Source organism: Blastocatellia bacterium, assembly GCA_025055075.1.
In the GTDB taxonomy this organism is placed as follows: Bacteria; Acidobacteriota; Blastocatellia; order HR10; family HR10; genus HR10.
In genome coordinates this window covers 1-23,930 of sequence record JANWYV010000035.1, presented here as the reverse complement: position 1 = coordinate 23,930, position 23,930 = coordinate 1, and the positions used below count along the sequence as shown (strand labels likewise).

22 protein-coding genes and 1 tRNA gene are annotated in these 23,930 nt (G+C 62.4%); 9 read left to right on the top strand and 14 right to left on the bottom strand.

Annotated features, from left to right (window positions below):
• Window positions 1–66: 66 nt before the first annotated feature.
• The 9 genes from NZ746_09320 to NZ746_09280 form a co-directional block, all read right to left on the bottom strand.
• Window positions 67–423, bottom strand: coding sequence for a cell division protein ZapA (locus NZ746_09320; GenBank protein MCS6817567.1), 357 nt, complete (start codon window positions 421–423; stop codon window positions 67–69).
• Between the two features lie 17 nt (window positions 424–440).
• The gene (gene zapB / locus NZ746_09315; protein MCS6817566.1) at window positions 441–725 is read right to left on the bottom strand and encodes a cell division protein ZapB; all 285 of its coding nucleotides are present in this window, start codon (window positions 723–725) and stop codon (window positions 441–443) included.
• Between the two features lie 83 nt (window positions 726–808).
• Window positions 809–2,860, bottom strand: a complete 2,052-nt coding sequence (gene pheT / locus NZ746_09310; GenBank protein ID MCS6817565.1) for a phenylalanine--tRNA ligase subunit beta — start codon at window positions 2,858–2,860, stop codon at window positions 809–811.
• Between the two features lie 60 nt (window positions 2,861–2,920).
• Window positions 2,921–3,949, bottom strand: coding sequence for a phenylalanine--tRNA ligase subunit alpha (pheS, locus tag NZ746_09305; GenBank protein ID MCS6817564.1), 1,029 nt, complete (start codon window positions 3,947–3,949; stop codon window positions 2,921–2,923).
• Window positions 3,950–3,977: 28 nt separating this feature from the next.
• Window positions 3,978–4,346 carry a 50S ribosomal protein L20 gene (gene rplT, locus NZ746_09300; GenBank protein MCS6817563.1) on the bottom strand — a complete coding sequence of 123 codons (369 nt, stop codon included), beginning with the start codon at window positions 4,344–4,346 and terminating at the stop codon, window positions 3,978–3,980.
• A gap of 27 nt (window positions 4,347–4,373) precedes the next feature.
• On the bottom strand, window positions 4,374–4,577 hold the full coding sequence (gene rpmI / locus NZ746_09295) for a 50S ribosomal protein L35 (protein MCS6817562.1): 204 nt from the start codon (window positions 4,575–4,577) through the stop codon (window positions 4,374–4,376).
• Window positions 4,578–4,623: 46 nt separating this feature from the next.
• Window positions 4,624–5,157 (bottom strand): translation initiation factor IF-3, encoded by a 534-nt coding sequence (gene infC, locus NZ746_09290; GenBank protein MCS6817561.1) that lies wholly within the window; start codon window positions 5,155–5,157, stop codon window positions 4,624–4,626.
• 78 nt (window positions 5,158–5,235) lie between these two features.
• Window positions 5,236–7,221, bottom strand: a complete 1,986-nt coding sequence (thrS, locus tag NZ746_09285) for a threonine--tRNA ligase (protein MCS6817560.1) — start codon at window positions 7,219–7,221, stop codon at window positions 5,236–5,238.
• A gap of 88 nt (window positions 7,222–7,309) precedes the next feature.
• Window positions 7,310–7,384 (bottom strand) — tRNA-Val (locus tag NZ746_09280).
• Between the two features lie 176 nt (window positions 7,385–7,560).
• Between NZ746_09280 and gatC the strand changes: the two genes are divergently transcribed.
• The 5 genes from gatC (at window position 7,561) to sppA (ending at window position 12,131) form a co-directional block, all read left to right on the top strand.
• On the top strand, window positions 7,561–7,863 hold the full coding sequence (gatC, locus tag NZ746_09275; GenBank protein ID MCS6817559.1) for an Asp-tRNA(Asn)/Glu-tRNA(Gln) amidotransferase subunit GatC: 303 nt from the start codon (window positions 7,561–7,563) through the stop codon (window positions 7,861–7,863).
• Window positions 7,863–9,320, top strand: a complete 1,458-nt coding sequence (gene gatA / locus NZ746_09270; protein ID MCS6817558.1) for an Asp-tRNA(Asn)/Glu-tRNA(Gln) amidotransferase subunit GatA — start codon at window positions 7,863–7,865, stop codon at window positions 9,318–9,320. The genes gatC and gatA overlap by 1 nt, the downstream gene beginning before the upstream one ends.
• Before the next feature lie 74 nt (window positions 9,321–9,394).
• The gene (gene alr / locus NZ746_09265) at window positions 9,395–10,618 is read left to right on the top strand and encodes an alanine racemase (GenBank protein MCS6817557.1); all 1,224 of its coding nucleotides are present in this window, start codon (window positions 9,395–9,397) and stop codon (window positions 10,616–10,618) included.
• 41 nt (window positions 10,619–10,659) lie between these two features.
• Window positions 10,660–11,310, top strand: coding sequence for a hypothetical protein (locus NZ746_09260; GenBank protein ID MCS6817556.1), 651 nt, complete (start codon window positions 10,660–10,662; stop codon window positions 11,308–11,310).
• A complete protein-coding gene (sppA, locus tag NZ746_09255) occupies window positions 11,307–12,131 on the top strand; it encodes a signal peptide peptidase SppA (GenBank protein ID MCS6817555.1) in 825 nt (274 codons plus the stop codon). The genes NZ746_09260 and sppA overlap by 4 nt, the downstream gene beginning before the upstream one ends.
• Before the next feature lie 7 nt (window positions 12,132–12,138).
• On the opposite strand, the gene NZ746_09250 is transcribed toward sppA, so the two are convergent.
• From NZ746_09250 to NZ746_09235, 4 genes are all read right to left on the bottom strand, one after another.
• On the bottom strand, window positions 12,139–12,669 hold the full coding sequence (locus tag NZ746_09250) for a hypothetical protein (GenBank protein ID MCS6817554.1): 531 nt from the start codon (window positions 12,667–12,669) through the stop codon (window positions 12,139–12,141).
• On the bottom strand, window positions 12,669–13,163 hold the full coding sequence (nusB, locus tag NZ746_09245; protein MCS6817553.1) for a transcription antitermination factor NusB: 495 nt from the start codon (window positions 13,161–13,163) through the stop codon (window positions 12,669–12,671). Before nusB ends, NZ746_09250 begins: the two co-directional genes overlap by 1 nt.
• Before the next feature lie 53 nt (window positions 13,164–13,216).
• Complete coding sequence (ribE, locus tag NZ746_09240) at window positions 13,217–13,684, bottom strand: 6,7-dimethyl-8-ribityllumazine synthase (protein MCS6817552.1); 468 nt, start codon at window positions 13,682–13,684, stop codon at window positions 13,217–13,219.
• Between the two features lie 156 nt (window positions 13,685–13,840).
• Window positions 13,841–14,380, bottom strand: coding sequence for a cytochrome P460 family protein (locus NZ746_09235; protein MCS6817551.1), 540 nt, complete (start codon window positions 14,378–14,380; stop codon window positions 13,841–13,843).
• A gap of 140 nt (window positions 14,381–14,520) precedes the next feature.
• Between NZ746_09235 and NZ746_09230 the strand changes: the two genes are divergently transcribed.
• Window positions 14,521–15,105, top strand: coding sequence for a winged helix-turn-helix transcriptional regulator (locus NZ746_09230; protein MCS6817550.1), 585 nt, complete (start codon window positions 14,521–14,523; stop codon window positions 15,103–15,105).
• Between the two features lie 287 nt (window positions 15,106–15,392).
• Here the strand turns inward: NZ746_09230 and NZ746_09225 are convergent, their stop codons facing one another.
• Window positions 15,393–15,788 carry an ACT domain-containing protein gene (locus NZ746_09225; protein MCS6817549.1) on the bottom strand — a complete coding sequence of 132 codons (396 nt, stop codon included), beginning with the start codon at window positions 15,786–15,788 and terminating at the stop codon, window positions 15,393–15,395.
• A 251-nt stretch (window positions 15,789–16,039) separates the two neighbouring features.
• Between NZ746_09225 and NZ746_09220 the strand changes: the two genes are divergently transcribed.
• The 3 genes from NZ746_09220 to NZ746_09210 form a co-directional block, all read left to right on the top strand.
• Window positions 16,040–19,897, top strand: a complete 3,858-nt coding sequence (locus tag NZ746_09220) for a PKD domain-containing protein (protein MCS6817548.1) — start codon at window positions 16,040–16,042, stop codon at window positions 19,895–19,897.
• A gap of 69 nt (window positions 19,898–19,966) precedes the next feature.
• Window positions 19,967–22,642, top strand: a complete 2,676-nt coding sequence (locus NZ746_09215) for an OmpA family protein (protein ID MCS6817547.1) — start codon at window positions 19,967–19,969, stop codon at window positions 22,640–22,642.
• Between the two features lie 367 nt (window positions 22,643–23,009).
• Window positions 23,010–23,930: nitrite reductase (locus NZ746_09210; protein ID MCS6817546.1), on the top strand; the 921-nt coding region annotated here is incomplete at its 3' end.

The following is a 23,930-nucleotide window of genomic DNA, read 5'->3' as shown; positions in this document are numbered from 1 at the left end:
CGGAGACGATCATCTTTATCGGCCAACGAGCTCCGCCGTACGGATCGCCACAGAGCTTGAGGACGCTCAAGGATTCCGGAGTTCGGCGGCGTCCGAGATGTCGCCCGTCCGGCGGTCGCTGGAGCGATAGCTCCTGAGCACCTGGTCGAGCAACTCACCCGCTTCCGCGCTGCGCTGTGCCAATTGCGCGTCTAACTGCTCATAGCGCTGCTTCATCTGATGCAGCTCGTCGGCGATCAGCAACGCGGCCAGGATCGCGACCTTCAGGGAATCTACCGTGAGGGTCTTCGAAGCGATCTCCCGCATGTGCCGATCCACATACGCCGCCAATTGCTGGATGTATTCGGCGTTGCCGTCGGCACGCAGATTGTAGGTCTGATTGTAGATCTCGACCTTCACCGTCTGTGTGCGTGTCGTCTCCATAGGCTCCGGTTCGCTCCTCATCGCAGGGAATCCACCATCTCCTGCTCTAAGACCGAGAGAGCTTCCAGCATCGCTTCGATCTTGAGCTTGATGGCATCGCGTTCGGTCAACAGGCGTTCCACTTGAGCTTCCAGCCGATCCTTCTCCGCCAGCAGCGCGCTCATCTCTCGGCGCAGAGTCGCCACTTCCTTCTCCAGAGCCTCCTTCTCTTGCCGCAGGGCTTTGAATTGCTCGATCGCGCGATAGATCTTATCTTCCAGGTGCGCGAACTTTTCCAGACCGCTCAATCCCGCCACGATCATCCCTCCGCCTGACAAACGGCTGAGCTGTATTCTACTCCGATGGACACGATCTGGCAACTCCTTTTTGCTCGCGCGAGCGCCGATCACGACCGCAGCTCGATGCGAAAGCGCTCCCGCAAATGGGCGAGCAACCGCGCCTGAATGGCGGCGATCTCTTCCTCAGTCAGCGTTCGATCCTCCGCGCGCAAGCGAACGCTGATCGAAAGCGAGCGCTTGTCCGCCGGGACGTTCGGTCCCGTATAGACGTCGAAGAGGCGCACCTCGACGATCTCCGGAATGCCCAGCTCCGCGATGCCGCGCTCGATCTCGGCATATGCGACCTCGCGTGGGACAAGCAGCGAGAAATCGCGAACGACGGTCGGCAAGCGCGGTAGAGAGCGATACCGAATCGCTTCGCCCTCTTTCCGAAGGAGCTTCTCCAGATCCAGCTCGGCGACGAAGACCGGTTGCTTGAACTTGAAGAGGGCGGCGACGCGCGGATGGAGCTGACCGAAATCTCCGATGGGTTCACCGTCCACCAGGAGGCGCGCCGATTGGCCCGGATGCAAGTACTCTCGCGGGGACCTCTCGAAGGCGACGCGACGCACCCGAAGCTTTTCGAGAAGAGCTTCCACAACGCCCTTCATCTCGTAGAAGCCGAATGGGCGATGATGATCCTGCCATGCGCGCTCATTGAAGAGCCCAGTCGCCACCAGTCCCAACTGCTCGCGCTCAATCGGGCGTTGGCCATCCTCCATCGCGATGAAGCATGTGCCGATTTCGTAAAGGCGCACCGAGCGGACGCCGTGATGGATGTTGTGCAGGAGCGATTCGAGGAGTCCCGGCAGCAAACTCGTCCGCAATTGCGCCCGCGTCTCATCAATGGGATTTCGCAACCGACAAACGCGCACTTCCTCCTCTCGGAAGAGGGCATCCCATGACTCGGGGACGAAGCTGAAAGTGATGGCTTCGCTGAAGCCGAAGGCCGAGAGGATCGCGCGCAGCGCGCGCCGTTTCTCTTCGCCCGGTAGAAGTTCTCCGTAACCTCTCCATTGGGGGAGCGTCGTGGGGATCGCGTCATAGCCGATGTGCCGCGCGACCTCTTCGACGAGATCGTCTTCGCCATCAATATCCACGCGAAAGCTCGGCGGGATCACCCACACTTCCTCACCATCGGCGCGCTCGATATGAAAGCCGAGCGCTCGAAGGAGGCGCACGGCTTCATCCCACGGCACGTCCACCCCCAAGATCCGTCGCAGCCGTTGGCGGCGCAGTCGTACTGTCGTGCGCGACAGCGGATTCGGGTAGATATCGATGGCGCCCCGCAGGATGCGTCCTCCGGCGACTTCCACGATGAGACGAGCGGCGCGATCGGCCGCGCGGCGTGGCGCCTCGTAATCGGCGCCGCGCTCGAAGCGATACGAAGCCTCCGTGCTCATCCCGAGCGCACGCGCCGTGCGTCGGATCGAGAGGGGATGGAAGTAAGCGCTCTCCAGAAGCACATCGCGCGTCGTCTCCGAGACGCCCGTTTCCTCGCCTCCCATAATGCCCGCCAACGCGACCGGACGCACGGCATCTGCGATCACCAGCATATCGTCCCGAAGCGTGCGCTTCACGCCATCCAGCGTCACCAGCCGTTCCCCCGCGCGTGCACGCCGCACGATGATCTGCCGTCCGACGAGTTTCTCCAGATCGAACGCATGAAGCGGATGCCCGAGTTCCAGAAGAACCAGATTCGTGATGTCCGCGACGTTATTAATGCTCCGTTGGCCGAGCCGCTCCAATCGTTCCACGACCCAGCGCGGCGATGGGCCGACGCGCACGCCTCGAATCACGCGCGCGACGTATCGCGGGCAAAGATCGGGATCGCGAATTTCGACCGAAGTGACACGTGCCGTCTCCTCCTCGTCCTCCTCCAGATGCGTCTCCGGATATCGCGCGCTCGTGCCACAGAGGACGGCGATCTCGCGCGCTACCCCAAGGTGCGACAAGCAATCGGGACGATTCGACGTCACATCCAGCTCCAAGAGCGCATCCCCATCCACCTCTTCCACGCGATCCACCGCCAATCCCACCATCGTGAGCTTCTCAGCCAACTCGCGCGGCGAAAGCTCGAAATCCACCAATTCTTTCAACCACCGGTAGCTGACTCTCATGCTCCCGTGCGCTCTCGCAATGAAGATGGCGCGCTTCGCGAGTCGTCGCCTCGCGCTGCGCTAGAAGCCGAATTGTTCGAGGAACCGCACGTCGTTCTCATAGAGGAGCCGAATGTCATCGAGGCCATACATGAGGGCGGCCATGCGGTCTAAGCCCAAGCCGAAGGCGAATCCGGTGAATTCTTCCGGATCCACGCCCGCGCCGCGCAACACGCGCGGATGCACCATGCCGCAGCCACCGAGTTCGATCCAGCCCGCTCCTTTGCAGATGCGACAGCCAGCGCCGTCACAGACGAAGCAACTGAAATCCACCTCCGCACTCGGTTCAGTGAAGGGGAAATAGCTCGGGCGAAAGCGCGTCCGCACCTGCGGGCCGAACATCCGCCGAACGAATTCCTGCAACGTCCCCTTCAGGTCACCCAGCGTGATCTCATGGTCGAGGGCCAGTCCCTCGACTTGGAAGAACATCGGATTGTGCGTCGGATCCGGCGTATCGCGGCGGAAGACCTTTCCCGGGGCGATGATGCGCAAAGGAGGACGTCGCCGCTCGAGAGCTCGGATTTGTACGGTCGAGGTCTGCGTTCGCAAGGCGAGATCCTCGCTCAAATAGAACGTGTCCTGCGCTTCGCGAGCCGGATGGCCCAGCGGGATGTTGAGCGCGTCGAAGTTGTAATAGCTCGTCTCGACCTCGGGCCCGCTCTCCACCGAATACCCCATCGAGACGAAGATATCCTCGATCCGCTCGCGAATGAGGGTGATCGGATGGCGAGCGCCGAAGACGGGACGCAATCCCGGCAGCGTGATGTCCAAACGTTCGCGCTCGAAGCGCTCGGCTTCAGCTCGTTCTTCGAGTTGAAGACGGAGCTGTTCCAGCGCCGCTTCGGCTTCTTCCTTCAGCTCATTGATCAAATGGCCAAGCTCTCGCCGCTCTTCGGGCGGGAGCGCCCCCAGCTCCTTGATGAGCTGCGTGATGAGGCCACTCTTTCGCCCGAGATACCGATCGCGGAGGCGGCCCAGAGCTGCAAGATCAGCGACCCGCGCCAATTCCTCGCGCAGTTGAGCGCGAACTTGCTCCACGCGTTCGCGCATGCTCAGCCTCCCGACCGCGGACAGCGCGCTAGGTCGTCCGGGCAGCGAGAGCTGCCTTGGCGACGCCAGCCAATTCGGCGAAAGCCGCCGCATCGCGGACGGCCAAATCGGCCAGCACCTTTCGATCCAGAGCGACGCCCGCCAGCTTCAGGCCATGCATGAATTGCGTGTAATTCAAGCCGTTCTGGCGCGCCGCCGCATTGATGCGCACGATCCAGAGGCGGCGAAAGTCCCGCTTCTTCAAGCGTCGCCCAATGTAGGCGAACTTCCAAGCGCGCTGCACTGCCTCCTTCGCGTATCGGTGGAGGCGGCTTTTGGCGCCCCAGTAGCCCTTCGCCAGACGAAGATATTTCTTGCGACGTTCAACCCGCTTATGGCCGCGTTTGACTCGTGGCATGATCGTGCTCTCCTTTCGATCGGAACCTCACGGCCGACCGTATGGGAGTAAGCGCTTAACGCGCTTGGCATCGGTCGGGTCCACGTAGGTGTCCCGATCCAGTCGCATCTTGCGCTTTGGGGGTTTCTTCGTCAACAAGTGACGAGCATGCGAATGGCCGCGTTTGATCTTCCCTGTCGCCGTGAGGCGAAATCGCTTGTATGCCCCTTTATGTGTCTTCAACTTCGGCATGTCTCCTCCTCGTCGGGCGTCGTGTCTCCTTTTCGGACGCGCGCCCTCACGACTTATGATGTTTCTTCGGCGCGAAGACGGCCACGAGATTATTCCCCTCCAAGCGCGGAGGGGATTCGACGATGGCAATCGGCGTGAGATCGTTGATCAGCCGCTGCAGGATCTGCTCGCCGAGGTCCTTGTGAACGATCTCGCGCCCGCGAAAGTGAACGATGGCTTTCACCTTATCGCCTTCGCTCAAAATGCGTTGTGCGTTCCGCATCTTGAACTCATAGTCGTGGTCATCGGTGGCCGGGCGGAGCTTGATCTCTTTGACGGTGATGATCGTCTGTCGCTTCTTGGCCTCTTGCGCCTTCTTCTTCTGCTCGTAGAGATACTTGCCGTAGTCAATGATGCGGCAGACCGGTGGATCGGCATGCGGCGCGACCTCGACCAGATCCAGGTCGCGCTCGCGAGCCAGCGCCAATGCCTCCCGCACGCTCATGATGCCGATCTGCTGCCCATTCTCATCAATGACCCGGACGCGCTCAGCCCGGATGCGTTCGTTGACGCGATAGCGCAGAGTGTGTGGGCCTTTCATGGTCTCTCGACGAAGGTCCGAGGGGCTCGGCGCGATCGCGAGGATCGCCCGAGATGCCCATTCGGGGAGATGTGGGAGTCACGCCCTCGCAGGTGTGGGGTGAACATCGCCGATCTGCGGACTCGTCGTTTCCAGCTCCACGGCGCGCGTGCGGATGAGATGGAGCGCGCGCTCCAGAAATGCCGCGACCGGCACGGCTCCCGTGTCTCCGCGACCGCGTTCGCGGACCGAGACGGTCTCCGTCTCGACCTCACGAGCGCCGACGACGAGCATGAAGGGAATTTTTTGCAATTGAGCTTGGCGAATCTTCGCGCCGATCTTCTCCCCGCGCAAGTCGACGTCCACGCGGAGTCCGGCCGCCCGCAATCGCTCCTGAACGGCTCGCGCGTAGTCGTTCTGCTTGTCCGTGATCGGCAGAACGATCGCCTGCACCGGAGCGAGCCACAGGGGGAACGCTCCGGCGTAGTGTTCGATCAAGATGCCGAAGAATCGCTCGAGCGACCCCAAGATGGCGCGATGAATCATGATCGGGCGATGCGGCCGGTTGTCCTCGCCCACATATTCCAGGTCGAAGCGCTCCGGGAGATTGAAGTCCAATTGGATCGTCCCCAATTGCCACTGGCGGCCAATGGCGTCCACGACCTTGATGTCGATCTTCGGTCCATAGAAGGCCGCTTCCCCCTCGATCACGGTGTAAGTGAAGTCCATCTCCTCTAACGCTTCAGCGAGCGTCCGTTCGGCCCAGGTCCATCGCTCGTCGCCTCCCATATACTTGTCGGGCTCGTTGGGATCGCGCACCGAGAGTTCAACCGTGTACGCGAAGCCGAATGTGCGATAGACAAGCTGGGCCAGATCGAGGCAGCCCATGATCTCTTGCTTGAGCGTCTCCGGCGTGCAGAAGATGTGCGCATCATCTTGCGTGAAGCCGCGCACCCGCAAGAGCCCATGGAGCACGCCACTGCGCTCGTAGCGATAGACCGTCCCAAATTCGGCTAACCGCATCGGCAGCTCCCGATAGCTGCGCGGCCGCGAGGCGTAGATGCCGATGTGGAACGGGCAGTTCATCGGTTTGAGTTGGTACTCGACCTCATCGAGGCGCATCGGCGCGTACATGGATTCGCGATAGAACTCCGTGTGGCCGGATTGCTGCCAGAGTCGGTATTGCGCGATATGCGGCGTGTAGACGAGTCCATAGCCGCGTCGCAGCAGCTCCTCCTTGAGGAAATCCTCGATCTCCTTGCGGATGATCCCCCCCTTGGGATGCCAGAAGATCAGTCCGGGGCCATAGTCCTCCTGGATGCTGAAGAGATCCAGCTCGCGACCGAGCTTGCGATGATCGCGCCGCTCGGCTTCCTCGCGACGGCGGAGGAACTCCTGCAGCTCCTCCTCGGTGAAGAACGAGGTCCCGTAGATACGTTGCATTTGCGGACCGCGCTCATCGCCGCGCCAATACGCACCGGCCAGGCTGAGCAGCTTGAAGGCCTTGATGTAGCCGGTCGAGGGGATATGCGGCCCCGTGCAGAAGTCGATCATGTGCTCGCCGAGCTTGTAGCAACTGACGACCTCTCCCCCTTTGTCGGTGATCAGCTCGCACTTCAGATAATCCCCAGCTTGCGCGAAGAAGCGAAGGGCTTCCTCCTTGGGGATCTCGATCCGCTCGTAAGGGATATTGCGCTCGATCAGCTCGCGCATCTTCGCCTCGATGCGCTCGAGATCTTCGGGGGTGAAGCGCTCCGAGCGGAGGAAATCGTAGAAGAATCCCTCGTCGGTCGCTGGCCCGATCCCCAGCAGCGTGCCCGGGAAAAGCTCCAACACGGCCGCTGCCAGAAGGTGCGCCGTCGAATGACGATAGACCTCCAATGCTTCCGGCGTACCGATCAACACGGGTTCGACGACGCTTCCTTCCTCGGGACGATGCGCCAGATCCACGAGCTGCCCGTTGACGCGAGCGACCAACGCGCGCTTGGCCACTTCTCCATCGGCATGAGCGATCGCCTCGCCCGCCGTCAACCCCGAGGGGACTTCAACGGTGTCCTTCCCAGGAAGACGAACCCAAATCCCCATCTCCGCTTCACATCCTCGCCATGTCCTCTCGTCGAGCGCTCTCCTCCCACTTGAGAGCCGCTCGCCCCGCAAGGATAGCAAATAAAAATGGTAGGCGCGAGCGGATTTGAACCGCTGACCCCTACCGCGTCAAGGTAGTGCTCTCCCCCTGAGCTACGCGCCTAACCCTGTCACTCAACGCCGAAAAATTTAGCAGAGGAGGCGGCGGACTGTCAAGATGGCGCTTTTTCGCATTCGCTCATTGAGCGCGAGGACGAACAGGAAACGGCATCGCCCTGGTCGCGCCCCAACGATCGCGTTATTATTGAACGTCGCAAATCAAGGCTGGAGGGGCTTTACATGCCGATCACTAAACGAGACGTCGAGAAGATCGCGGAGCTGGCTCATCTGGAACTCACCGAGGAAGAGAAGGAGCGGTTCACCGTCCAATTGGCGGCCATCGTCGCCTATGTCGAGAAGCTGAATGAGCTCGATACCACCGATGTGCCGCCGATGGCGCACGCCGGTCGAGATGAGCGCGCCGATTACGCGCAACGCGACGATGTCGTCGGCGAAGGACTTGGGTCGGAATTGGCGTTGGCGAATGCCCCTGATCCGGCGCGGGGCTATTTCCGCGTCCCCAGGGTGATCGAGGAGGGATGATGGAGATCGTCGGATTGACGATTGATCGGCTGCATGAGGCATTGCGGGCGCGGACGACGAGCGTGACTGAAGTGTGTCGGCGGACGCTCGAGCGCATTGAGGCGCTCGATCCACAGCTCGGCGCTTTCCTCACTGTCAATCGCGATGAGGCACTCCGACGGGCGGAGGAACTGGATCGCGACCTCGCGCGCGGCGAACCATTGCGGCCTCTCACGGGCGTTCCCGTCGCGATCAAGGACAACATCTGCACGCGAGGGCTGCGGACGACGTGCGCGTCGAAGATCCTCTACAACTTCATCCCCCCATACAATGCGACGGCTGTCGAGCGATTGCTCGAGGCCGGAGCGATCATCATCGGCAAGACCAATTGCGATGAGTTCGCCATGGGCTCTTCGAATGAGAATTCGGCGTTCGGCATCGTGCGAAATCCTTGGGATGCCGAACGTGTGCCGGGCGGTTCATCGGGAGGATCGGGCGCGGCCGTGGCCGCCGATCTCTGCGTCGTCGCGCTCGGCTCGGATACGGGGGGATCGGTTCGTCTTCCAGCGGCTTTCTGCGGAGTCGTGGGAGTGAAGCCGACCTATGGGCGGGTCTCGCGCTATGGCTTGGTCGCCTATGGATCATCGCTCGATCAAATCGGGCCGATCACGAAGACCGTCGCCGATGCCGCGCGCGTGCTGCAGGTCATCGCTGGGCGCGATCCGCGCGATTCGACATCTTCGAATCATCCGGTGCCGGATTATCTGGCCGCGCTCGGCGAGGAGATCAAGGGCTTGCGCCTTGGCGTGCCGAGGGAATATTTCGGCCCGGGATTGGCTGAGGACGTGAGGGCCGCCGTGGGGCAGGCGATTGATCGGTTCGCTGATCTCGGCGCGGAGATCGTCGAAGTGCGGTTGCCGCACACCGAGTATGCCATCGCGTGCTACTACATCATCGCGACGGCCGAAGCCTCTTCGAATCTGGCTCGATATGACGGCGTGCGCTATGGGTATCGCGCCGAAGGCGCGAGGACGCTTCGCGAGATGTATCGCCGCACGCGCAACGAAGGATTCGGCGCCGAGGTGAAGCGGCGCATCATGCTCGGCACGTATGTCCTCTCGGCCGGGTATTACGATGCCTATTATCTCAAGGCGCTGAAGGTGCGCACGCTCATCGAGCGCGATTTCCGCGAGGCCTTCACGCGATGCGATCTCATCATCGGGCCGACCTCTCCGACCGTCGCTTTCCGCTTGGGGGAGAAGACCGAGGATCCGTTGGCGATGTATCTCTCGGACATCTACACGATCATGGCGAATCTGGCGGGGATCCCAGCCATCAGCATTCCCATAGGGCTCTCGCGCGAGGGCTTGCCAATCGGGTTGCAACTGCACGCGCGCCATTTCGAGGAGGAGATGCTGTTGCGCGCCGCGCACGCCTATGAGCAAGCCTTTCCGTTCTCGCACAAACCTCCGCTGTGAATGCCTCTGCACGAGCTTCGGGAACGATTCGCGAGAGAACGCGAGCGGATGCGCGTAAAGAGGGGAAGAGAGATATGCCGATCACGACGCTTGAGCGCCTTCCCACTGCCTCTCGGCCCACGTGGGCAGAGATCCACATGGATCGCCTCGCGCACAACTTCCGAGTGATTCGAGCCCGCGTGGGCGAGCGAGTGAAGATCTGCGCCGTCGTCAAAGCCGAGGCATATGGACATGGGGCCGTGGCCATCGCTCGCTCTCTGGAATCGGTGGGGGCGGATTGGTTCGGCGTCGCTGTGGTGGAGGAGGGAATCGCGCTGCGAGAAGCTGGTATTGCGCGCCCGATCCTCTGCTTCGGCATCGCTCAGGGACAAGAAGCCCTCGTGCTCGAATATCGGTTGACGCCGGTCGTCTTCGATGTGGCTCAGCTCGAACGGCTCGACGCATGCGCGCGCGCGCATCAACGCGTCCTCGACGTGCATCTGGAGGTGGATACGGGGATGGGGCGCACCGGTGTCCCACTTCGGGAATTGGAGACCGTCCTGAGGGCCTTCGAGCGATTGCACCATGTGCGCTTGGATGGACTCATGACGCATTTCGCAGCGGCCGATGATCCGGATCGGGCCGAATTCACGCGCGCGCAGATCGCGCGCTTTCACGAAGCCGTGCGAACGGTCGAAGCGTGGGGATTTCGCCCGACCTATCGGCATCTGGCCAATAGCGCGGGCGTGCGCGCGTATCCAGAAGCGTGGGGGAACATGGTGCGTCCGGGCGGATTGCTCTACGGTCTCTGGAGTGGTCCGTGCCAATCCGCATCGTCATCGCGCGCGGAGATCGTCGTGGAGACCCCGACGGGAGAGGATGCGCTGCAGCCCGTCCTCTCCCTCCACACGCGCATCGTCTTCCTCAAAGAAGTGGAAGCCGGGACGCCGCTCGGCTATGGGAGCGCGTTCGTCACCCAGCGTCGCAGCCGCATCGCTACGCTGCCGATCGGGTATCATGACGGCTATCGGCGAGCGCTCTCCAATCGCGGGCGCGTCCTCGTGCGCGGGCGATTCGCTCCGATCGTTGGGCGCGTGAGCATGGATTGGACGCTCGTGGATGTGACAGACGTCTCCGACGCGCGCGTGGGGGATGAAGTGATTTTGATTGGCCAGGCCAACGACCAGCGCATCACGGCCGAGGAGTTGGCCGAGCTGTGCGGGACGATCTCTTACGAGATCACCTGCGGGATCAGCGCGCGCGTGCCTCGCGTGCTTGTCGCGGCTTCCGAATCGGCGCGCGAGCGAACGTTTCCATGAGGAAGCAGAGTCCTCGAACGTTCGACCTTTGGAGCAGAGCGATGCGGTCGTCGGGGCTTCATCCGCTGATCGAGATCGCCCTTGGGTTGCTGCCTGTTCTCGTCATCATGTGGGTGACGCCACTGCTCATCGAGGATCGAGTGACATTTTGGCGAACGAATTTCTGGCTCTCGGTGCTCGCGTTCTCGGTTGCTTTCGTGTCCAACGTCACCCACGGCGATGGGCTGCGGGAGATCGGCCTGCGCGTAGATAACCTCGGGCGCGCGCTGCAACTCTTGGCGTTGCCGACGGGAGCCGCCGCGCTCGGGATCCTGGCCATTGGACTCGCATTCGAGAGCGTGAATCTCGGAGAACGGTTCCTCTTCCATCTGCGGACGCTGCCTCCATGGGCGCTCGTCCAACAGTACGCGCTTCAGGGCTTCATCCATCGGCGCCTGCAGGATCTGTGGGGGAAGGGGAACCGAACGGCGTTGTGGGTCGCCACGATTTTCGCGACCTTGCATCTGCCGAATCCCGTTCTCGTCGTGGGAACGTTCCTCGGGGGATATGTGTGGGCGCGGACATTCCAGCGGGAGCCGAATCTCTTGGCGCTCGCGGCCTCGCACACGCTGCTGAGCGCCTTGCTCGCGAATTCGCTTCCAACGTCCCTTTTGCCGAACATGAAAGTCGGCTGGGGATATTGGGGAGGATGAGGATGTGGCCCTTCCGCCGTCGGAGGAAGAAAAATCGCGTCGCCCTCGTCTCGATCGAGGGGATCATCACGGACACGCCCTTCGGAGCCTCGCGGGAGCAGATCCTGGCAGCCTTGGAGCGCGCCGAAGCGATGAAAGCTCGCGCCCTCGTCGTGCGGATCAATAGCCCAGGAGGCACCGTGGGTGCTTGTCAGGAGATCCATCGTGCGATTCGTCGAGTGCGCGAGCGTCGGAAGATCCCAGTCGTCGCTTCGCTCGGTGACGTCGCAGCTTCAGGAGGCGTTTACGTCGCCGTCGCCTGCGAGAAGATCGTCGCCAATCCCGGGACGATCACTGGCTCGATCGGCGTCGTTCTGAAGACGAACAATCTGCGCGGGCTCTATCAGAAGCTCGGCGTCGAAACGGAGGTCATCAAATCCGGTCCGTACAAGGACGCGCTTTCGACCTTCCGTCCGTTGACGGAAGAAGAACGCGCGCTGCTGCAGGAGGTCATTGACGATACCTACGCGCAGTTCGTGGAAGCTGTCGCTTGCGGGCGCGGGCTGACGTCGGCGCAAGTGCGGACCTTCGCCGATGGTCGTATCTTCACCGGACAACAGGCCAAAGCTTATGGACTCGTGGACGAGTTGGGGAATGTGCAGCGCGCTATCGAGTTGGCTGCAGAGATGGCGGGGATCGTTGGCGAACCCGTCGTCGTCGAGGCGACGCCCAAGAAGCGTGGGCTCCTGGCGCGGCTCTTCAGTGAGTGGAGGCGCGTGCCAGAAGATGCCGTTCTACTAGCGGCGCTGCGAGGACTTCCTCTGTGGCTCATGCCGCTCTGAACGGCGCTCACTGTGCGGCGCGCTGAATGCGCATGGCGCTGCCCTCGGCTGAGAAAAGGAAGGTTTCCACGCTCAGCGCGTCGCGTCGCTGCGCCGCCAGGCGCGCGCGAGAGAGATCGAGCAACAGTTGCGCGCTCGCCTGTCGGATCTCCGTCAGTCGCTGTCGCAAATCGTTCAGCTCAAGCTCCATCTGCTGTCGCTGCAGATCGCGGGAGCCCTCCTCAGCGAGCGAACGGGGGCGAAGCTCTCCCGTCGGCAACGCACTCATCGTCAGCATGAGCTGCAGGATCCAGCGATCGAGTCGGTCAAGCTCCTCCTCCGACAACTTCGTGAGCCCACAGGCGTGCATCTCCTCGCGCTTCATGAGCCCCAGGACCAGTCGTGAGCTTTTCACTTCCGGGGACTCCGAGCGCTCTTCCTTTGACTCGGTCTTTGGCGCGCTGACCCGACCAGATTGTCCGAGCGCGCGCCCATCATCGCAAAGCCACAGGGCGGCGCCGAAAGCGCCAAGGGTGAGGATGAGAGTGAGGAGCTTCATCACGGTTCGTCCTCGTCCCAATGCCAAGATGGAGAATCCACGGTCGTCGGAGACACGAGATCACGGGGCCCTTGGGGCGAAGCGGCCTCCAAGTGTCGTCGAATCGCATCCAGGAGGCCGTTGATGAATTGCGTCGCCTCGTAGGTCGAATACCGACGAGCGATCTCGATGGCTTCGTTGATGATGACGACCTTCGGCGTCTCCGTCTCGTAAAGCAGTTCATACACGGCCAGTCGCAGGATGTTGCGATCTACAGTGGCCATGCGCTCGATTCGCCAATGTTCGGCTCGACTGGCGAGCAGCCGGTCAATCGTCTCCAAGTGTTCGATCGTCCCCACGACGAGCGAGGTCGCGAATCGTCGCACGTCCTCGTCCACATCCGGGCGGAGTTCGCTCCAGTAAGTCTCCAGCAATTCGTCAATCGGCGGACGAGCGACGTCATACTGGTAGAGCATCTGCATGGCGGACTCCCGCGCTTTGCGCCTGGATCCCATAGGCCATCGGAGTTGTCAAACATCGCCTCAGTGGGCGAGCGCCCATCGAAGCGTTAGGCTTCGCGATAGAGGTTCGCCAATTCGACGGCCGTCAACGCCGCCTCGAACCCCTTGTTACCGCTTTTGGCGCCGGCGCGATCAATCGCCTGTTCGAGCGTATCAGCGGTGATCACGCCGAAGACGATGGGCACGCCGGTCTCCATTGCCGCCGTCGCGATGCCCTTGGCCGCTTCGGCCGCGACGTAATCGAAGTGAGGCGTCTCCCCACGGATGATCGTCCCCAGACAGATGATCGCATCCCAGCGACCGCTGGTGGCGAGCCGCTTGGCCATCAGTGGCAGCTCGAACGACCCGGGTACTCGGTAGACGACAACATTTTTCTCCTCCGCGCCCAGTCGTTCCAACGCATCCAAGGCTCCGCTCAGCAGCCGATTCGTCACGAAGTCGTTGAACCGACTCACGACGATGGCAAATCGAAGGCCTTCAGCTCGCAACGCTCCCTGCACGACGCGCGGTTCCATAGCGTGCTCCTTTCATCGTCGAGTCGAATTGTAGTCGCGCGCAAGGGAAGGCGCAAGGAAGCGAGCGTCCGAGCGGCTCGTGAGTGGGAGCCCATCCAGATGGCGCGGAGGACAAGGACAGCACCGACCATGTCCTCGCCCTCCGCTCGACGGAGCTTATGGGACCAAACGTGAGAAGACGTAATCGTTGTCCTTTTGCGAGGCGTGGCAATCGAAGCAGGCTGACTTCACATCGGCGTTCTTAATGAGCGGCTTGCGCGTCTGCGGATCGAACGCTTGGAATCCCCATCCGCCTGTCTCCGGAAAGCGCCGTCGGTCTTTGACCATAATGGCCTCGACCTTCTTCTTCCCGGCGACGTAAGCCCCTTGTTCGTTCACATGCTCGTAGAGCACGAAGACGAGCTGGCTCCCATCGGGGAAGGGGCCTCCCGTCGCACTCGCCCGCCGTCCGATGGCGTTCACGTAGATATGGTGAATGCCGCCGAAAGACTGGAAGAGCGGGTGCTTCTCATCGAAGATCACCATGCTCTTGACGTGCGTCCAGTTCCGATAGTTCGGGAGCGTGAGACTCTCGACGTCACCTCGAGCGGGCGTCCGCCGAGGCGGCGCGGATCGCTCGCCTTGCGCGGCGAGCACGACCAGGCTGAGCCCGGCGGCCATCGCGATCAACAATGCGAGTCTCTTCGTGCGTTTCATCTTCCAGGACCTCCTCGTCAGAATTTGCAGGCGCTGGTTCAACGCCCTTCTGCCTCAGTGGCAGGTATGCTAAGATAAGGATCGCTCGTTGGGTCGTCAATCAGGCACTTTTTCGTGCCTTGGTTACGGAAAGGTGAGGTATGTGGGAGGAGGCCGCGCTGGAGCCCTTGCGATGTAAATGGACGCCACTTCTCATTCGCCACTTGGCGGAAGGCGTCGTGCGCCCCGGGCAGTTGAAACGGGAGATCGCGGGGATCTCAACCAAGGTGCTCTACGAGCGACTGCGCGATCTGCAGCGCAATGGGTTCGTGCGCGCGCTCATCTTCGAGGGATATCCGCGGCGCGCGGAATATCATCTGACGGAGCGAGGGCGGGAGCTTTTGCGCGTCATCTCCACGTGTCAGCGATACGACGTTCCCTTGCCCCTATTAGGCGAAGTGCTCAAGTGCCGTTGGTTGCGAGACATCATCGCGCTCTTGCGAGAGGGGCCGCAGCGTCCGAGCGCTCTCCAGCGATGCCTCATTGGGATCAGCCGCAAAGTGCTCAGCGAGAAGCTGGAGAAGTTGGAGCACTTGCGCGTGATCCGGCGAGAGGTGAGTCCAACGCGCCCGGTGGCTGTGTGGTATCGGTTGAGCGAAGAGGGAGAACGCTTGAGCGAGGTCTTAGCCGCGTTGGAGGCGATGCCTCGGCTGATGCGCGCCGCCGCGGGGACTCTTTCCCGGTAACCCCTCACGGACCTGGCCGAGGGATTTCCTCTGGCCGCGTCTTGAGGCTTTCTTCTAAACCTTCCCCACACCGCTGAGCACCGTTCCCTTCGATAGAGACGCCTACAAGCGAGCAAACACTCACTTTGCGCGGACGGCTTCTTCGCGTATCGTGTCCATCGAGCGCGACATTCAACGGGAGTTGCTAGGACGAATCGCCGAACTACTCCTACGGATGGGCGGACGACTCCTCGGCCAGCGTCCAGAAGTGATTCCGCTCTCAAGACTGCTCGCGATGAACGATGGCCTCACGACCGTCCGATGGCCGCGAGCGCCTTCTCGATGTTGGATACGGCCAGGATGACGGCCGCTTGCGTTTGTCCCGGCATCGTCGTCGCGTAGGCGTATTTGATGTTGACCTTGGCCTGGGCCAACTTCTCGGCGATCTCGGCCAGCGCTCCCGGCCGATGCTCGGCCGAGAAGATGAGCGCTTCCTCCTCCGAGAAGCGAATACGCGCCGCGCGCAGCGCATCGCGCGCTCGACTCAAGTCCTCCACGACCAATCGCACCTTCCCCTTCTCTTTGACCTCGGGGACGAAGATGGCCGTGATGTTGATCCCGGCTTGAGCCAAGGCCGCGCAGACGCGGTGCAGCGCTCCCGGCCTGTTCTCCAGCGTGACGGCGATTTGCGTGATCGTCAGCATCAGTTGCCCTCCTCCTGAGATGATCTCGATGGGGCTTCGGATATTATACGGAGAGAGGCGTCTTGAGCAAAATCGCACTTGACATGCCGAGGTTCATTGAATAAAAATGCCCGCGTACGTGTTTGGCCGATTGGCCTTTCGCGGAGGGTTGAGCACGAAGCGCGTGCGCGAGAGAACGCCGATGAAGGGTGCCGTGGTCGTGGTGAACACAAACGTGGATGTCCCAGTTCGAGCAGTTCAAGGAGGGCAGCGTGAGGCGATGGAGTTGGGTACTTGCGGCCATTTTCGTGCTCTCGCTCCGAGGCGATCGAGGACTTCCCGAGGGAACTGAGCGCATCCGTGCTCGCCCAGTTCGCTACGAAGTCCCTCTCTCAGAGAGCGCTTCTGTCGCGGTTCGCGATTCCCTTCGATCGAAGAGTCCGCAAGATTCCGCATTAACCTTGCGTATTCCTCGCGTGCTCTCGGTGGAGGTCGAGGGGGAGCGCGGATCTCGCGCGCTCTTCGAGCCGCGATGGCTCGTTCCTCTCTCGCTCTCGGCGGCCGATTTCGACGAAGACGGACGAGCGGATGCTGTGACGGGATTTCTCGCGCCATGGGGAGGAGCGCTCGTCGTGTCGTTTGGCGGATCGTTGGTGCGAGAGACAGATCGCCTGCGCGCGCGCGCTGTGACCATATCGATTGAGCCGAGGGTGCTTCAGGCCGGCGATTTCGATGGAGATGGGCATGCGGATATCGCGATCGCCGATGGATCGGCCGCGCGCATGGTTATTCTCCTCGGCGATGGTCGAGGTCGTTTCGCTGATCCTCAGGAGATCGCGCTTCCGGTCGTGCCTCGCGTCATGGCGTCGGCGCCGCGCGTTGGTCCTCCTCTCAGTCCTTCGGCACAGCCGCTCATTCGCGTCCCGATGGATCTCTTCGTGATTGGGGAGGCTGAGAAGCGGTGGGAGATCGCGCGCGTGCGCGACCTCTCGGTGCAAGAGCGAGCTTCGCTGCCCGTGCCCGCCGCCCGGCGGGTGACTTCGGCGATGGCGACCGATTGGGATGACGATGCCCGTGCCGATTTGCTCATTCTCGGCGGCGATCGGCTGCTGATCTTCTCCAATCTCGCGCGAGAGCGACTCGCTGTCCCCAACATCATGTCGCTTCCGATTTCAGCGCGCGCGCTGGCGATCGGCGATTTCGATGGGAATCGGCGCGTGGATCTCGCGCTCTTGGAGGAATCCGGGCTTCAAGTGACCGTCGTCTGGGGTGCTTCCGTAGAGAAGACCTCGATCGCGCTTTCGCGCGCGGCGCAGACTCTCGTGGCCGCTCATCTGGATGCGGATCGCCTGGCCGATCTCGTGATCCTTGCGACCGAGGCGGCGATGCTTGAAGTCTGGCACGGAGAGCGACTGCTGCAGGAGAAGCGCCCGGCGGCACGATCTCGCGGAGGGCGCGCGCCGGCGTCTTTGGTTCCCTTGACGGCAGGATGCTCGCCCGTCCTCGCTGGCGTTCTTCCTCTCACCGAGGATAGGGTGGGCGATCTTCTCATCGTGAGCCGCGAGATGTCAGGAAGGACCTGCCCGAGCGTCTTTCATTTGGCGACAGCGCCAGCGAACGAGCTGATTGTGACGACGACGAGCGATGATGGTCCTGGGTCGCTGCGGCAAGCGTTGCAGGAGGCGAACGCCAGCCCGGATCCCGATGTGATTCGCTTTCGCATTCCGACATCGGATCCCGGTTTCACCGGAAGCACGTTCGTGATCCGCCTGCGAAGCCCTCTGCCGGAGATTCGAGGGGGCGGCGTCACGCTTGATGGAGCGAGTCAGATCGCCTTCACGGGAGCGACCAATGGCGACCGTCCGGTCATCGTCCTGAGCGGCGAAGTCGCGGTATCCATCTCCGGGCTCGTTCTGGCCAGCGATCGGAATATCGTGCGGCGGCTCATCCTCTCGCGTTTCACCGGTGCGGATCAAGCCGCCATCGTGGTACGGGGTGGCGCTGAGAATGTCGTGGAAGGCTGCTTGATTGGGACAAATGCTGCGGGAACGGGACCGGCGGGGAACACGACGGGCGTGCTCCTCATCGAGGACGCGCGCGGGAATCGGATCGGAGGGGTGAGCGCCGAGGCTCGAAATGTCATCTCCGCGAATACGATTGGCGTTCTCTTGCGCGGAGCGAGGACGACGGGCAATCTCATCGTAGGGAATTTCATCGGGACAGCCACCGACGGCGAGACGCCGCTCTCCAATGTGGATGGCGTGCGGATTGAGAGCGAGGCGAACGGCAATCGCGTGGGAGCACCAGGTACGGGTAACATCATCGCTGCGAGCGTGGGCAATGGCGTGTGGATTCGCGCGCCCGAGAGCGCGGATCGAAACATCGTGCAAGCGAATCGCATCGGCGTGAGCCCGAGCGGGGCTCCGATCGGCAATCGCGTGGCCGGCGTCGTCATCAGCAGTGGGAACGAGAATCTCATCGGTGGGACCGAGTCCGGCGAGGGAAATCTCATCGCCCATCAGCGCGGAGTCGGCGTTCTAATCAGCGGGAGTTCGCGCGGGAACCGCATCCTGGGCAACTCGATCTGGAACAACGGTGAGCTCGGGATTGATCTGCGCGGAGATGGCCCGACGGTCAACGATCCGGGCGATGCTGATGCGGGACCGAACGATCTGCAGAACTTCCCTGTGATCGCGGCAGCCGTGCAGCGCCCAGGGCGGCTCGTCCTCTCTGGAAGACTCGATGCGCGAGCGGGCGATGTCCGTATTGAGTTCTTCGCCAATGCCGCTTGTCACGCCTCGGGATTCGGAGAAGGGGAGCGGTTCATCGGGGCTATCACCGTGCGGGCGACAGGCGACGTGGCGAATCCGGCCGTGTTCACGGCGGTGTTACCTGTGACAGCGATCGGCCAATTCATCACGGCGACGGCGACCGATGCTGCGGGGAATACATCGGAGTTCTCGGCGTGCGCGCCGGTGAATGCCGCGCCGATCGCTGAGGCCGGTCCGGATCGAGTCGTGGATGAAGGCACAGAGGTCGTCCTCGATGGCACGGCCAGTCGCGATCCCGATGGCGATCCCCTCACGTTCCGATGGCGGCAAGTAGCTGGCCCGTCGGTCACGCTCTCGGATCCTACATCGGCACAGCCTCGGTTCACAGCTCCGATCGTAGATCCGGCTGTGCCGCCTCCCATTCGTCTCACGTTCGAGCTGATCGTGAGCGATGGGCGGGTTGAGAGTGATCCCGATCTCGTCGTGATCACCGTCAATCGGCGTCCGATCGCCAACGCTGGACCGGATCAACGAGTGGACGAGGGGACGACGGTCACGCTCGATGGCACGGCCAGTCGTGATCCCGATGGCGATCCCCTCACGTTCCGGTGGCGGCAAGTAGCTGGCCCGTCGGTCACGCTCTCGGATGCGACGGCGCCTCGCCCGCAGTTCACGGCGCCCGTGGTCGCTCCGACCGTTCCTCCGCCGGTCACCGTGACGTTCGAGTTAGTCGTCAGCGATGGGCGTTTGAGCAGTGCACCGGATTCGGTCGTGATCACCATCAATCGGCGTCCGATCGCCAATGCCGGTCCCGATCAAACTGTCCCCGACGGTGTGCTCGTCACTCTGGATGGGACGCGCAGCTTCGATCCCGATGGGGATGGCATCACGTTCCGCTGGACGCAAACGGCGGGACCAACGGTGACGCTCACGGGGGCGACGACACCGCGCCCGAGCTTCACGGCACCAAATCTCGCCGTCACGGAAGCGACATCGGTTCGCCTCACTTTCTCGCTCGTCGTGAGCGATGGACGGATGAGCAGCGCTCCGGATACCGTGGATGTCGTCGTGCAGAACCTCGTTCGATTGGATGACAGCCGCCGAAGCGGAAATCGGCTCATCCTCAATCTCGCGACGAATACGTTCGAGTTCCACGCTGGTCGTCTCGGTCGCACCTTCACTGGGACGATCGTGGAGATCGCGCGCAACGTCGGCGACGGCGCTCAAATTCGCATCATAGGGAGAGGGCCTGATGGGCTCATGCTCACGGTGAACATTGACGTGCGAAGGAACGTCGCCACAGCCGTTCTCATGACGGCGCGCGAGACGTTGACGCTCTTCACCAGCGATGTGCAGTAAAAGCCTTCACAGCGTCCTCGCATCGCACTGGCGAGAGTTGGGGGATTCGTCGTCTTCAGGGAGGGGGAAATGGTGGCTCGATCTCCTGTGCGAGTTCGCGTTCGTGCGCTCGTCCTTCTGTGCGTGGGATTTGGATCGCTCGGCAAAGGCTTGGCGCAACAGCCGCGACCGATTGAACCGGCCAATCAAACGGCTTCGACGACGACAGGGGGGACGAGCACAGGGCTCTTTCTGACGCTCAGCGGACGGACGCTTCGCCGCGGCGAATATACCTTCAGCACGTCGTGGAGTAATTTCGATCGCGATCCGGGCGATCTGGACATCAATCAAATCCCGGTCAGCTTCACGCTCGGAGTGACGAATCGGCTGGAGCTGTTCGTGACGGCGAACGTCTTCCAACAGGTGACGTCGCGACAGCCCTTCGCCCTCTCGGGCTATCAATTCCACGGCGTGCGAAAGGCCTTCGGCGGAGATCCTTTCGTCGCCTTCGGTTCGCCGGTTGGGGGACGAGAGACGGCAGCGGCGTTCTTCCCCCTGAGTGGCGCGCGGCTTGGAGGGATTCTGCCGCCCCCGGGTAGTTTCTTCGGTCCGGCCTTGCTCGCGGATCGGCCGAGCTTCGTCAACGAATGGCCCTTTTTCGGACCGGCGACGTTCCTCTCGCGCGAATTGGGCTTCGACCTGCAGCGCTCGGCCAACGGCATGGGCGACGTGACTGTCGGTTTGAAAGCTGCGCTGACGGAGCCTTCCGGCGCCTTCCCTCTCGCTTTGGCCGCCTTATTGCGGTTGCCCTCGGCGCGACATTTGGAGGCACTCGCGCGCGGGCGCAGCTCGGGAGCGACTGATGTCGGCGTGCTCCTGATCTCCGGCCAGAATTATCTCAACCATCGGCTGCGATTCGTGCAGAACATCGGCTACATCCGTTCTGGGGATCCGAAGCTGAGTGGGGTGAAACTGCTGGATCGGCGCGATCAGCTTCTGCTCAATGCGGGCGTGGAGATCGCGCCGGCGCAATGGCTCGTGCTCGTCGCCGAATGGGCGAATACGATCTACGTCGCGTCGGGAACGCCGAGTCTGAACGCGATCAATCCCTCCGATCTGATTCTCGGCGCGCGCTTCTATGGCTATGAGGGACGCTTGCAGGTCGGTGGAGGGTGGCGCCGTCTGTTGAACCAATCCGATGCGCGCACGATCCCAGTCTTCCGACCCGGTGTGGGCGTCTCCACGCTCGACATCAGCTCGAGAGACGCCAATGGCTTCATCTTCAATTTCGCGCTGGCGCGTCGCGCTTCGATCTTGCCGCCGCCACCGCCGAATCGCGCGCCGAGCGTCACGCTCTTTGCAGATCGCACCGAAGTGCGGGATGGGGAGCGGGTGACCCTGGAAGCGCGCGCCTTCGATCCGGATAACGATGCGCTCACCTACTCGTGGACGATCGAACCACCGGTCCCGCGCGAAGCGCTGCAGGCCGTCGGCGTGCCTCCGGGAAATCGCGTCGTGCTCGATACGACGGGGTTGAATCCCACGCCCGGCGCCCCGCCGCGTACCTTCACCGTCATCGCGCGCGTTGAGGATGGACGAGGAGGAACCGCGTCGGATCGGCGCGCGATCACAGTAACTGCGCCTCCCCCCCCCGCTCCGCCGCCTCCGCCTCCGCCTCCACCTCCTCCGCCAAATCGTCCTCCGGTCATTCGGGCCATCGAAGTCGTGCCCGTTGGAACGCCGCAGGTACCTGGGCAGATCACCGATGGCGATCTCTTGCGCGTTCGCGCCGTCGTCGAAGATCCCGATGGCGATGTGCTCGTCTACCGCTGGAGCGCGACGGCCGGACGATGGGTGGGCATCGGCAGCGAGATCACCTTCGATACGGCGGGGATCACTGTCGGACCTGGAGGGCCGCCCGTTACGGTGACGATCACGGTGACGGCGGATGACGGCCGAGGCGGGATCGCAGAACGTTCGCACGCGATCACGGTCGTCGCCGTGAGGCGGCCGGAACCGATACGACTGCCCGCGCTCTTCTTCGCGCAATTGAATGCGGCGCGCATCACGAATTTGCATAAGGCCATTCTCGACGATGCGGCCGATCGGCTGCGACAAGATCCGCGCGCCACGCTCGTCATTGATGGTCATCAGGATCGCGCCGAGCGGCCAAATGTGGCGCGCAGGCGGGCGCAGAATGCCGCCGATTATCTGATCCGGCAGCGTCGGATCGACCGCGCTCGGATTCGAATCCGAAGCTTCGGCGCCGAGCGCCCCCACGAGAGTGGACGGCGACGATTGAATCGTCGCGTGGAGTTGTGGGTTCTCCCCGCCGGTGCCGAGATGCCGCCCAATGGTGCGAGGGGGTCGCAAAAGGAGGGGGGATCGAGAGAACCGATCTCTCATGGGCAAGCCGAGCACGCGGGCGTACTCGTGGCGACCTCGACCGTAGCGGTCCTCGCGCCTGAACCTTCCGAGCTTCCGATCGGCGAGGTCCGTCGCCGACCGCTTCGAGTGACCCCACTTCCCACGGCTCGCGTCCCATCGCCGACGGTGATGCCCGATTCGCGGCCAACGGATCGGAACCTCACCTCATCGGCCTCCCGCACGACCATCCGAAAGTCGGCGAGTGCCGCTCGTCTCTCTCGCGCGCGGCCTTCATCGGGACGGCGCGCTCGCCTCGGCTCGCGAGGGGAACGCCACACTCAGCGAGCGGGCCTCACGCGCTCGCCGCGACGTTCGCCTCTTGTCCATCGCCTCGATTGATGACGCGTGCCCCGTAGGGCGGTCAGCCCCCGTGCGCCGCGGGGACACGGGGGTGTGGCAAGTTTCTATACATTTTCGTTGACAAAGTCGTCTTGCTTGGACTATACTTGCGCCCGACTCACGCCGTGGGGAGGAGCGCATGGTGAGACTTGGGAGAGGGAAATCGAAGACGGCGCGAAGCGAAGCACATGAGCGCCGCCTCATGAGCGTCGAGGTCCGGATCTCTCCGAGACCGTGGACTTCGGAGTTTGGGAACGCCCTCGCCGACGATATCTGTCGTCGCTGAATCTTCCCCTTATTGGGCTGCCTTCGTGCTTCCAATTCGAGAGACTCGCACCCCTCAATGAAAGGAGCAGGCGCGTCGCCAATGAGTGACGTTCGATCAAAGGAAACGAGCAAGGAGACCAAAGCCGCGCGGATTGAGCGGCTGAAGGCGGAGAAAAATCCATGGGAGTGCCTTGAGGAGATCCTTCGATTCGCGAAGCATGGGCATGAGGCCATCCCGCGCGAATGGTTGGAGACCTATTTCCGATGGTGGGGGATCTATACGCAAGGCGATGGGCGTGGCGTCTTTGGCCACGCGACGCCGTATTTCATGGTGCGCATTCGGATCCCGAATGGGTTGCTCACCGCGCATCAAGTGCGCGCGATCGCGGAATTGGCCGAGCGCTATGCGCGAGGCTTCGCCGACATCACCGTGCGCCAGAATATTCAATTGCACTGGGTGCGAATCGAGGACATGCCCGACGTGCTCTTTCGCCTCTTTCGCGTGGGATTGACGACGATGGGCGCCTGCGGCGATGACACGCGCAACGTCACGGGCTGCCCGCTCGCCGGAATCGATGGCGATGAGGTGTGCGATGCATCGCCGTTGGTCCTGCAAGCGACGCGTCTGCTTGTGGGGAACGACGCGTTTTACAATCTGCCGCGCAAGTTCAAGATTTGCATCACGGGCTGTCGGGTTTGGTGCTCGTATCCGGAGATCAACGACGTCGGGTTGACGGCCCTCGAGCGCATGAGAGCAGATGGGCAGCGCGAGATCGGATTCTCGGTGCGCGTGGGGGGAGGGCTTTCGACGGCTCCTCATTTCGGCGTTCGCTTGAACGCCTTCGTTCGATGGTCGCAAGTCTTGCCGGTCGTGCGCGGGATCGCCGAGATCTTTCGCGACAGCGACGTTCTGCGGCAGGATCGCGCGAAGGCGCGGTTGAAATTCCTCTTCCTCGAACATGGATGGACGGCCGAGCGTTTCCAAGAGGAGTTGGAGCGACGTCTTGGCTTTCGGCTCGAT

What these genes read in the sequence shown, in the direction of transcription:
- pheT (MCS6817565.1), bottom strand. Translation starts at nt 2,860, where the DNA reads ATGAGAGTCAGCTACCGGTGGTTGAAAGAATTGGTGGATTTCGAGCTT.
- NZ746_09250 (MCS6817554.1), bottom strand. Translation starts at nt 12,669, where the DNA reads ATGAAGCTCCTCACTCTCATCCTCACCCTTGGCGCTTTCGGCGCCGCC.
- thrS (MCS6817560.1), bottom strand. Translation starts at nt 7,221, where the DNA reads ATGGGGATTTGGGTTCGTCTTCCTGGGAAGGACACCGTTGAAGTCCCC.
- NZ746_09230 (MCS6817550.1), top strand. Translation starts at nt 14,521, where the DNA reads ATGTGGGAGGAGGCCGCGCTGGAGCCCTTGCGATGTAAATGGACGCCA.
- NZ746_09235 (MCS6817551.1), bottom strand. Translation starts at nt 14,380, where the DNA reads ATGAAACGCACGAAGAGACTCGCATTGTTGATCGCGATGGCCGCCGGG.
- rpmI (MCS6817562.1), bottom strand. Translation starts at nt 4,577, where the DNA reads ATGCCGAAGTTGAAGACACATAAAGGGGCATACAAGCGATTTCGCCTC.
- alr (MCS6817557.1), top strand. Translation starts at nt 9,395, where the DNA reads ATGCCGATCACGACGCTTGAGCGCCTTCCCACTGCCTCTCGGCCCACG.
- infC (MCS6817561.1), bottom strand. Translation starts at nt 5,157, where the DNA reads ATGAAAGGCCCACACACTCTGCGCTATCGCGTCAACGAACGCATCCGG.
- NZ746_09215 (MCS6817547.1), top strand. Translation starts at nt 19,967, where the DNA reads ATGGTGGCTCGATCTCCTGTGCGAGTTCGCGTTCGTGCGCTCGTCCTT.
- pheS (MCS6817564.1), bottom strand. Translation starts at nt 3,949, where the DNA reads ATGCGCGAACGCGTGGAGCAAGTTCGCGCTCAACTGCGCGAGGAATTG.
- ribE (MCS6817552.1), bottom strand. Translation starts at nt 13,684, where the DNA reads ATGGAACCGCGCGTCGTGCAGGGAGCGTTGCGAGCTGAAGGCCTTCGA.
- gatA (MCS6817558.1), top strand. Translation starts at nt 7,863, where the DNA reads ATGGAGATCGTCGGATTGACGATTGATCGGCTGCATGAGGCATTGCGG.
- rplT (MCS6817563.1), bottom strand. Translation starts at nt 4,346, where the DNA reads ATGCCACGAGTCAAACGCGGCCATAAGCGGGTTGAACGTCGCAAGAAA.
- NZ746_09260 (MCS6817556.1), top strand. Translation starts at nt 10,660, where the DNA reads ATGCGGTCGTCGGGGCTTCATCCGCTGATCGAGATCGCCCTTGGGTTG.
- nusB (MCS6817553.1), bottom strand. Translation starts at nt 13,163, where the DNA reads ATGGGATCCAGGCGCAAAGCGCGGGAGTCCGCCATGCAGATGCTCTAC.
- NZ746_09225 (MCS6817549.1), bottom strand. Translation starts at nt 15,788, where the DNA reads ATGCTGACGATCACGCAAATCGCCGTCACGCTGGAGAACAGGCCGGGA.
- NZ746_09320 (MCS6817567.1), bottom strand. Translation starts at nt 423, where the DNA reads ATGGAGACGACACGCACACAGACGGTGAAGGTCGAGATCTACAATCAG.
- gatC (MCS6817559.1), top strand. Translation starts at nt 7,561, where the DNA reads ATGCCGATCACTAAACGAGACGTCGAGAAGATCGCGGAGCTGGCTCAT.
- sppA (MCS6817555.1), top strand. Translation starts at nt 11,307, where the DNA reads ATGAGGATGTGGCCCTTCCGCCGTCGGAGGAAGAAAAATCGCGTCGCC.
- zapB (MCS6817566.1), bottom strand. Translation starts at nt 725, where the DNA reads ATGATCGTGGCGGGATTGAGCGGTCTGGAAAAGTTCGCGCACCTGGAA.